At 68.7% G+C, this 8349-nt stretch carries 7 protein-coding genes and 2 pseudogenes; all 9 read left to right on the forward strand.

Features of this window, described 5'->3' with window-relative positions; all coding sequences use genetic code 11:
- Window positions 1-667: chemotaxis protein CheB (locus E5198_RS19240; RefSeq protein WP_305956077.1), on the forward strand; the 667-nt coding region annotated here is incomplete at its 5' end.
- Window positions 668-703: 36 nt separating this feature from the next.
- A complete protein-coding gene (locus E5198_RS19245) occupies window positions 704-2419 on the forward strand; it encodes a methyl-accepting chemotaxis protein (protein ID WP_256659201.1) in 1716 nt (571 codons plus the stop codon).
- Between the two features lie 107 nt (window positions 2420-2526).
- The gene (gene cheY, locus E5198_RS19250) at window positions 2527-2916 is read left to right on the forward strand and encodes a chemotaxis response regulator CheY (protein WP_136491549.1); all 390 of its coding nucleotides are present in this window, start codon (window positions 2527-2529) and stop codon (window positions 2914-2916) included.
- A 23-nt stretch (window positions 2917-2939) separates the two neighbouring features.
- Window positions 2940-3623, forward strand: a complete 684-nt coding sequence (gene cheZ, locus E5198_RS19255; RefSeq protein ID WP_136491550.1) for a protein phosphatase CheZ — start codon at window positions 2940-2942, stop codon at window positions 3621-3623.
- Window positions 3624-3899: 276 nt separating this feature from the next.
- Window positions 3900-4298 (forward strand): annotated as a pseudogene (locus tag E5198_RS22380) (methyl-accepting chemotaxis protein); the annotation flags it as partial.
- 24 nt (window positions 4299-4322) lie between these two features.
- A complete protein-coding gene (locus tag E5198_RS22385; RefSeq protein WP_236574805.1) occupies window positions 4323-4712 on the forward strand; it encodes a CZB domain-containing protein in 390 nt (129 codons plus the stop codon).
- Window positions 4713-4886: 174 nt separating this feature from the next.
- Window positions 4887-6053: a flagellar biosynthesis protein FlhB gene (flhB, locus tag E5198_RS19265; protein ID WP_136491552.1), complete on the forward strand. Its 1167-nt coding sequence runs from the start codon at window positions 4887-4889 to the stop codon at window positions 6051-6053.
- Between the two features lie 14 nt (window positions 6054-6067).
- Window positions 6068-8134 (forward strand): flagellar biosynthesis protein FlhA, encoded by a 2067-nt coding sequence (gene flhA / locus E5198_RS19270; protein ID WP_372239897.1) that lies wholly within the window; start codon window positions 6068-6070, stop codon window positions 8132-8134.
- A pseudogene (locus E5198_RS19275) lies at window positions 8134-8349 on the forward strand (hypothetical protein); the annotation flags it as partial. The gene flhA and the pseudogene E5198_RS19275, both read left to right, overlap by 1 nt.

Here is an 8349-nt window from a genome sequence, read left to right on the forward strand (position 1 = left end):
CGCCCGTTCGCGGCCGCGCCAGTCGCCGCCGGCCAGCGCGCCGCGGCCGCCGGCGCTCAAGGCGCCGCTGATTTCCAGCGAGAAGCTGGTGATCATCGGCGCCTCCACCGGCGGCACCGAGGCGATCCGCGCGGTGCTCGAGCCGCTGCCGGCCAACAGCCCGGCGATCCTCATCGCCCAGCACATGCCCGGTGGCTTCACCAAGTCGTTCGCCGAGCGGCTCAACCGGCTGTGCAACATCGCGGTCAAGGAAGCCGAGGACGGCGAGCGCATCCTGCCCGGTCACGCCTACATCGCCCCCGGCACCGCCCACCTCAAGCTGGTGCGCAGCGGCGCCAACTACGTCGCCCGCCTCGATGACGGTCTGCCGGTCAATCGCCATCGTCCTTCGGTGGACGTGCTGTTCCGCTCGGCGGCGGAAAGCGCCGGGCGCAACGCCATCGGCGTGCTGCTCACCGGCATGGGCCGCGACGGCGCCCGCGGCCTGCTGGAGATGCGCCAGGCCGGCGCCTTCACCTTCGCCCAGGACGAGGCCAGCTGCGTGGTGTTCGGCATGCCGCGCGAGGGCATCGCCCTCGGCGGAGCCTGCGAGGTGGTTGCGCTCGACCAGATGGCCGAGCGGATTCTCAAGCAGGTGGCGGCGTCCGGCCGGGCGCAGCGGGTTTGAATGACGGGTTGTGAGTTCGAGTTGAGGATGGCGGAGATGTTCAGTTACTTGCGCGGAAAAAGCATTCAGGCGACGGTCAACCGGGCGGTGGTGGTGTTCCTGCTGCTGCTGCTGACGGTTTCCGTCCTGGGGGTGATGAGCAGCCACAGCGCCAAGCTGGAGATCGAGCGGATCAACCGCATCGCCGTCGACCAGTCCGACTATGCGCAGGCCGCCGATCGCAACCGCCTGAATGCGATGATCGCGCTGTTCAGCTACGAGCGGCTGCTCGGCAATCGCCAGGCCGACGAGGCCGCCAAGCGGGCGCGCCTGGCCGAGGCCGACGAGCATATCGGCAAATCCGTCGAGTACCTCGAGCGCTTCCAGAAGATGCCGGTGCTGAGCGCTGAGGAAGGGCGTCGCGCGGTGGAGGGCTACCAGGCCCAGCTGGCGCTGATGGTCGACCTGCTCCGCCAGCAGAGCGCGGCCCTGCGCAAGGGCGACCTGGAGACCTACCGGACGCTCGAGAAGCGCGTGCTCGGCGAGGAGCAGCCGGTGCTCGAGGAGGCGATGGCCAGGCTGTTCGCCTTCTTCACCAGCTTCGCCAATGCCGAGATGAAGCACTACGAAGAGACCTTGCAGCTGTATGCGGTGTTCGGCGGTCTCGCCCTGTGCTGCTCGATCCTCGTGCTGCTGCTGCTGCGTGCCAGCCTGTTCCGCCTGGTCGTGCGGCCGATCGAGGAAGTGGCCGAGCACCTGCAGCGCCTGGCCAAGGCGGACCTGTCGCAGTCGATCGAGGTCACCGTGCAGAACGAGGTCGGCCACCTGCAGCAGGCGATGCGCGACATGCAGGGCAGCCTGCGGGAAATCGTCGGCACCGTGCGCGCCAGCAGCGCGGCCATCTACGAGGGCGCCCAGGAAATCAGTCGCGGCAACGTCGACCTGTCGTCGCGCACCGAGCAGCAGGCCGCCTCGCTGCAGCAGACCGCGGCGAGCATGGAGCAGATGACCTCCACCGTGCAGCAGAACGCCGACAACGCCCGCACCGCCAGTGCGCTGGCCAACGACGCCTCCGACACCGTCGACAAGGGCCGCGAGGTGGTGGCCCAGGTGGTTGACACCATGCAGGGTATCGCCGACAGCTCGCAGCAGATCGCCAGCATCATCAACGTGATCGACTCGATCGCCTTCCAGACCAACATCCTCGCGCTCAACGCCTCGGTCGAGGCGGCGCGCGCCGGCGAGCAGGGCCGCGGCTTCGCCGTGGTGGCCGGCGAGGTGCGCACGCTGGCCGGACGCAGCGCCGAGGCGGCCAAGGAGATCAAGACGCTGATCCAGGACTCCAGCCGCCGCGTGGAGGAGGGCTCGCAACTGGCCGAGCAGGCGGGGCGGACCATGGTCGACATGGTGGCCGCGGTACGCCGGGTGACCGACATCATCGACGAGATTTCCGCCGCCTCGCAGGAGCAGAGCGACGGCATCGGCCAGATCAACGTGGCCATCGCGCAGATGGACGAGGTGACCCAGCAGAACGCCGGGCTGGTGCAGCAGGCCACCACCGCGTCCACCGCGCTGGACGCCGAGGCGCATCGCCTGGAAGAGGTGGTGGCGGTGTTCCGGCTGGGCCAGGAGTCCGCGCGTCGCGCCCCCGCCAGAAGCATGCCGCCGGCGCGCCCGCAGCCGGCCACCCAGCCTGAAGGCGCCGCTCAGCCGGCGACCGGCGGCCGCCAGCCGGTCGCGGCGAGTGCGCAGGAGCAGTGGGAAGAATTCTGAACCCGCGAGCGCGAGCTCCGCGGACAGCGAGCAATCAGGGCGTTGCCGGCCGTGTAGCGGCCCGGCGCACCGGATCGACAAACGCCATGACACGATGAGGAAAGACGATGGCCGACAAGAACATGAGCATGCTGGTAGTGGACGACTTTCCGACCATGCGCCGGATCGTGCGGAGTTTGCTCAAGGAGCTGGGCTTCAACAACGTGGAAGAAGCCGAAGACGGCCAGGATGCCCTCAACAAGCTGCGCTCGGGCAAGTTCGAGTTCGTGGTTTCCGACTGGAACATGCCCAACCTCGATGGCCTGGACATGCTCAAGCAGATCCGCGCCGACGATAGCCTGAAGCACCTGCCGGTGCTGATGGTCACCGCCGAGGCGAAGAAGGAGAACATCATCGCGGCCGCCCAGGCCGGCGCCAACGGCTATGTGGTCAAGCCGTTCACCGCCGCGATCCTGGAAGAGAAGCTCAACAAGATTTTCGAGAAACTGGGCAAATAACCGGCGCCCGGAGGAGACAGCTTATGAGCGGTGACGTACAGCAGGCAGCTGGCAACTGGGACATGGCGCCGGATGAACTGATCCAGCGCATCGGGCAGCTGACCCGCATGCTGCGCGACAGTATGCGCGAACTTGGCCTGGACAAGGAAATCGAGAAGGCCGCCGAGGCGATTCCCGATGCGCGCGACCGTCTGACCTATGTGGCTTCGATGACCGAGCAGGCCGCCGAGCGCGCCCTCAACGCCATCGACCGCGCCCAGCCGTTGCAGGACGAGCTGGCCAAGGGCGCCAGCGGACTGGATCAGCGCTGGGAGGCCTGGTTCGCCAATCCGGTCGAACTGGAGGAGGCCCGCGAGCTGGTCAAGGACACCCGCGCCTACCTGGCCGAGGTGCCGCGCCAGACCCAGGCGACCCAGCGCGAGCTGATGGAGATCCTGATGGCGCAGGACTTCCAGGACCTCACCGGCCAGGTCATCAAGCGGATGAACGAGGTGATCCGCGAGATCGAGCACCAACTGATCCAGGTGCTGATCGAGAGCGTGCCGGACGGCAGCGAGGCGATCATCCTCAAGCGCCTGGCCGAGAGCGAATGGGAGCCGGAAAAGAAGAAGAACCTGCTCAATGGTCCGCAGATCAAGCCGACCGCTGGCGATGCGGTGGTCAACCAGGATCAGGTCGACGACCTGCTCGACCAGCTGGGCTTCTGACAACTTCGATAGCGCGCAGGCGACTGCAGGGATACGGTGATGATATTCGCCAGCCGGAAACAGGCCGCCGAGCGTGAAGCGGCGGAGCAACAGGCCAGGAAACTGCTCGACGAGCTGCAGCAGCTGGAGCAGCAGCTGCAGGCCGCCGATCAGGCCAAGGATGGCCTGAGCCATGTGTATGCCAGCCACCTGAGGGGCAACGGCATGCTCGAGGTGGTGCGCCAGAGCATCGCCGAGCGCGCCGAGGCGCTGGTGGAGGAGCGCAAGGAGCTGGAGATGCTGGACGACGTGTTCAGCGATGCGCGCACTGCGGTCAGCGCCCTGGACGGCCGTTCCCGGCGCATCAGCGAGCATGCCGACAGCAGCGCCCGCAGCGCCGAGGTGCTCGACCAGGCGGCCGGAGGCATCAAGGGGCTGGTGGAGAACATCCAGAAGATCACCGACCAGACCAATCTGCTGGCGCTCAATGCCGCCATCGAGGCGGCGCGGGCCGGCGAGGCCGGACGCGGCTTCGCCGTGGTGGCGGGCGAGGTGCGCCAGCTGGCGCAGCGCGCCGCCGTGGCCAGTGCGCAGATCGACGAGCTGGTGCAGGAAATCGTCGGCGAGATCGCCAGCATCCGCGCCGCCGTGCTGCTGACCCAGGACAGCGCGACCGAGGTGTCCGCCTCCTCGGTGCAGATCAACGAGGTCGTCGGCACGATGATCGAGCGTTCCGAGCATCTGCAGGGCATCATCCGCCAGACCACCACCACGTCCTTCCTCAATGCCACCAAGCTCGACCATGCGGTGTGGAAGAACCAGGTCTACCGGCACATCCACAATGCCGAGTTCGCTGCCCACCTGACCTGCCATAGCGAATGCCGCCTGGGCAAATGGTACTTCCAGGGCTATGGCGCCAGGCACTACGCCCAGCTGCACAGCTTCCAGGCGCTCGATGCGCCGCACCGCGAAGTGCACGAGGCCGGGCTGCGGGCCCTGCAGGCCGGCCAGGCGGGCGACACGGTGGCGATGCGCGAGGCGCTGGAGCGGATGGAGGATGCCAGCATGCAGGTGGTCGACTGCATCGACCAGCTGATGCGCCAGCTGTAGCGGCCAGGCGCCGCCCGGCCGCACCGGGGCCCGCCAGGGCATCCGGTGCCTGCCTGCGCCTGCCGCGCCGGATAAGCCGGGAAATTTCCGCTCTGTTTCGCCGATTGCCGCGGCACCCGTGGCCGCACAATGTCCCTTTGCCCGTATTGAGTCGCCGCAGGCGCGCACAAGGCCATGGCTGACGACAGCGATCAGGACGACAAGACAGAAGCGGCGACACCCCGGCGCCTGGAGAAGGCGCGCGAAGAGGGACAGGTCGCCCGTTCCCGCGAACTGAGCACCTTCCTGCTGCTGGCCGGCGGGGTGGGTGGCCTGTGGGCGATGGGCAGCACGCTGTACGCCCAGCTCGGCCTGGTGGTGGAGCAGTCGTTCCTGTTCGAGCGCAGCGTCGCCTTCGACCCGGCGGTGATGGTCGCCCACTTCTGGAGCCTGGCCCAGCGCAGCCTGCTGGCGCTGCTGCCGCTGCTGATCCTGCTGCTGCTGATCGCCCTGGTGGCGCCGATGCTGCTCGGCGGCTGGCTGCTGTCGGCCAAGTCGCTGGCCCCGCAGTTCTCCCGCCTCAACCCGCTCAAGGGCCTCAAGCGGCTGTTCTCCACCCACGCCCTGGCCGAGCTGGGCAAGGCGATCGCCAAGTCGCTGCTGGTCGGCGTGGTGGCGGTGCAGTTCATCTCCAGCCATGTCGGCGAGATGATGGCGCTGATGACCCAGCCGCTGCCGCAGGCGCTGGCCAATGCGCTGCAGCTGGCGGCCTGGGCCTGCGCGGTGATCGTGGCGACCCTGATCGTGGTGATCGGCATCGACGTGCCCTACCAGCTGTGGAGCCATGCGAAGAAGCTGCGCATGAGCAAGGAAGACCTGCGCCAGGAGCACAAGGAGTCGGAGGGCGACCCGCACGTCAAGGGCCGCATCCGCGCCCAGCAGCAGGCGGTGGCGCGGCGCAGGATGATGAGCAAGGTGCCGACCGCCGACGTGATCGTCACCAACCCGACCCACTATGCCGTGGCCCTAGCCTACCAGGAGGGCAGCATGGGCGCGCCCAGGGTGGTGGCCAAGGGCACCGAACTGGTCGCCGCGCGCATCCGCGAGCTGGGCGCCGAGCACGGCGTGCCGCTGCTCGAGGCGCCGCCGCTGGCGCGCGCGCTGTACCGCCACGTGGATCTCGACAAGGAGATCCCCGCCGAACTCTACACCGCGGTGGCCGAGGTACTGGCCTGGGCCTACCGCCTCAAGCGCGTGCGCGAGGAGGGCGGTGAAATGCCCCAGGCCCCGCACGACCTGCCGGTACCGGCCGAGCTGGCCGACCCGCCGCCGCGCGCCGCCAATGACGAGGAATCCCGATGAATGCACTGAGCGCCATGCTGGGGCGCGCCGGCCTGTCCGGCAAGGCCGACATGAAGCTGTTCGCCGGCCCGCTGCTGATCATCCTCATCCTGTCGATGATGATCCTGCCGCTGCCGCCGTTCGCCCTCGACCTGTTCTTCACCTTCAACATCGCCCTGTCGATCATGGTGCTGCTGGTCAGCATGTTCACCCAGAAGCCGCTGGACTTCGCCGCCTTCCCGGCGATCCTGCTGTTCACCACGCTGCTGCGCCTGTCGCTCAACGTCGCCTCGACGCGGGTGGTGCTGATGCACGGCCACGAGGGCGGCGACGCGGCGGGCAAGGTGATCGAGGCGTTCGGCCACTTCCTGGTCGGCGGCAACTTCGCCGTGGGCCTCGCCGTGTTCCTGATCCTGGTGATCATCAACTTCATGGTCATCACCAAGGGCGCCGGGCGCATCGCCGAGGTCGGCGCGCGCTTCACCCTCGACTCGATGCCCGGCAAGCAGATGGCCATCGACGCCGACCTCAACGCCGGCCTGATCGGCGAGGAGGAGGCGCGCCAGCGCCGCCGCGAGGTGTCCCAGGAAGCCGACTTCTACGGCTCGATGGACGGCGCCAGCAAGTTCGTGCGCGGCGACGCGGTGGCCGGCCTGGTGATCATGGCGGTCAACGTCATCGGCGGCCTGCTGATCGGCATGCTGCAGCACGACCTGCCGTTCGCCCAGGCGGCGGAAACCTACACTCTGCTGACCATCGGCGACGGCCTGGTGGCGCAGATCCCGGCGCTGGTGATCTCCACCGCCGCCGGCGTGACCGTATCGCGGGTCAACACCGACCAGGACGTCGGTCAGCAGATGCTCGGCCAGCTGTTCGCCAATCCCAAGGTGCTGTGGCTGGCTGCCGGGGTGATGGGCCTGCTCGGCCTGGTGCCGGGCATGCCCAACCTGGTGTTCCTGCTGTTCACCGCGCTGCTCGGCGGTCTGGCCTGGTGGCTGGGCCGTCGCGAGGAGGAACAGCAGCTGGAGAAGGTGATGAACCCCGAGCTGCCGCCGCCCGCCGAGACCCCGGAAGCCAGCTGGGACGACGTGCAGCTGGTCGACACCCTGGGCCTCGAGGTCGGCCACCGGCTGATCCCGCTGGTCGACCACCGTCAGCAGGGCGAGCTGCTCGGCCGCATCAAGGGCGTGCGCAAGAAGTTCGCCCAGGAGGTCGGTTTCCTGCCGCCGGTGGTGCACATCCGCGACAACCTGGAGCTGGGCCCGAATACCTACGTGATTCGCCTCAAGGGCGTGGAGATCGGCCGCGCCGAGCTGCAGCCCGGCAAGTGGCTGGCCATCGATCCCGGCCAGGTCTCCGGCAAGCTGGAAGGCCAGGCCACCACCGACCCGGCCTTCGGGCTGCCGGCGGTGTGGATCGACCTGTCCCAGCGCGAGCTGGCGCAGGTCTACGGCTACACCGTGGTCGACGCCAGCACCGTGGCCGCCACCCATCTCAACCACCTGCTGCATCGCCACGCCAGCGACCTGCTCGGCCGCCAGGAGGTCCAGCTGCTGCTCGACCGCCTCGGCGAGGACAACAAGGCGCTGGTCGAGGAGGTGGTGCCCAAGGCGCTCAGCCTCACCACCCTGCAGCGCATCCTGCAGAGCCTGCTGGAAGAGGAGGTGTCGATCCGCGACCTGCGCACCATCCTCGACACCCTCGCCGAACATGCCGGCGCGCAGGGCGATGCCCAGGATCTGGTCGCCGTGGTGCGCGTGGCCCTCGGCCGGGCGATCACCCAGCAGTGGTTCGGCGGCCAGGGCGAGCTGCGCGTGATCGGCCTCGACGCCGGTCTCGAGCAGGTGCTGGCCCAGGCCCTGAACAACGGCGGCGCGCTGGAGCCGGGCCTGGCCGGCAACCTGATGCAGCTGGCCGAGAACGCCCTCAACCGCCAGGAAGCCAACGGCGACGCGCCGGTGCTGGTGGTCCAGCACCGCCTGCGCGCGCTGCTGGCGCGCTTCCTGCGCCGCCGCCTGCGCCACCTGGTGGTGATGTCGCTGGCCGAGATTCCCGATGACCGCATGCTGCGCGTGACCAGCCTGATCGGAGGCAACAACTGATGAGTGTCAGACGTTTTGTCGGAGCCAACAGCCGCGAGGCGATGCGCCAGGTGCGCGCAGCCCTCGGCGAGGATGCCCTGATCCTGTCCAACCGCACCACCGCCGAGGGCGTGGAGATCCTCGCCATGGCCGACGACGAGCACCAGCGCCTGGTGCCCGAGCCGGGCGCCGTCGCGTCGGCCGCTGCGCCGGGGGCCGCCGCGCCGCGTCCGGCG

It is taken from the genome of Pseudomonas sp. A-1, from assembly GCF_004801855.1.
Lineage (GTDB): Bacteria > Pseudomonadota > Gammaproteobacteria > Pseudomonadales > Pseudomonadaceae > Geopseudomonas.

Coding starts and splice junctions, on each gene's coding strand:
- flhB (WP_136491552.1), top strand. CDS start 4,887: ATGGCTGACGACAGCGATCAGGACGACAAGACAGAAGCGGCGACACCC.
- cheY (WP_136491549.1), top strand. CDS start 2,527: ATGGCCGACAAGAACATGAGCATGCTGGTAGTGGACGACTTTCCGACC.
- cheZ (WP_136491550.1), top strand. CDS start 2,940: ATGAGCGGTGACGTACAGCAGGCAGCTGGCAACTGGGACATGGCGCCG.
- flhA (WP_372239897.1), top strand. CDS start 6,068: ATGCTGGGGCGCGCCGGCCTGTCCGGCAAGGCCGACATGAAGCTGTTC.
- E5198_RS19245 (WP_256659201.1), top strand. CDS start 704: ATGTTCAGTTACTTGCGCGGAAAAAGCATTCAGGCGACGGTCAACCGG.
- E5198_RS22385 (WP_236574805.1), top strand. CDS start 4,323: ATGATCGAGCGTTCCGAGCATCTGCAGGGCATCATCCGCCAGACCACC.